Source organism: Marinobacter sp. C7 (genome assembly GCF_022343555.1).
In the GTDB taxonomy this organism is placed as follows: Bacteria; Pseudomonadota; Gammaproteobacteria; order Pseudomonadales; family Oleiphilaceae; genus Marinobacter.
Map to the genome: position 1 here is coordinate 1 of NZ_JAKQZH010000020.1, position 835 is coordinate 835.

The 835-nt window shown below is 65.7% G+C and carries 1 protein-coding gene; it reads left to right on the forward strand.

Annotated features, from left to right (window positions below; genetic code table 11):
* Positions 1-15: 15 nt before the first annotated feature.
* A partial coding sequence (locus MD273_RS18475; RefSeq protein ID WP_239039249.1) for an ATP-binding cassette domain-containing protein occupies positions 16-835 on the forward strand: 820 nt, incomplete at its 3' end.

Sequence of the window (835 nt, forward strand, 5' to 3'; positions counted from 1 at the left end):
GAGGAAGACCTTCCAATGAGCGAACAACCTCTCCTCAGCGTCCGCAATCTCTCCGTCGCCTTCCGTCATGGCGGGGCGACCAACCTCGCCGTCGACGGCGTCTCCTTCGACATCATGCCGGGCGAGGTGGTGGCGCTTGTCGGCGAATCGGGCTCCGGCAAGTCGGCGACCGCGGCTTCGGTGCTGAAGCTTCTGCCCTATCCGACGGCAAGCCATCCGACCGGCGAAATCCTGTTTGAGGGGCGTGATCTCCTGAAGGCAGACGACCGGGCGCTCAGGCAGGTGCGCGGCGGCGACATCACCCAGATATTCCAGGAGCCGATGACCTCGCTGAACCCGCTGCATACGGTGGAGCGGCAGGTGGGCGAGACGCTGGCGCTGCATGCCGGTCTGACCGGCGCTCTGGCCAGAAAGCGGGTGCTCGAGCTTCTGCAGGAGGTTGGCATCCGCGACGCCGAAAAGCGGCTCGGTGCCTTCCCGCACGAACTCTCCGGCGGTCAGCGCCAGCGCGTGATGATCGCCATGGCGCTTGCCAACCGGCCGAAGCTGCTGATCGCCGACGAACCGACGACGGCGCTCGACGTGACGGTGCAGGCGCAGATCCTGAAGCTTCTGAAATCGCTGCAGCGCGACCACGGCATGTCGATGCTGTTCATCACGCACGACCTCGGCATTGTCCGCAAGTTTGCCGACCGTGTCTGCGTGATGACCAACGGCAAGATCGTCGAGCATGGCCCGGTCGCCGAGATCTTCTCCGACCCGCAGCATGCCTACACCAAGCATCTGCTCGCCGCCGAACCGAAGGGCACGCCGCCGGCCCATGATCCGGCCCGCG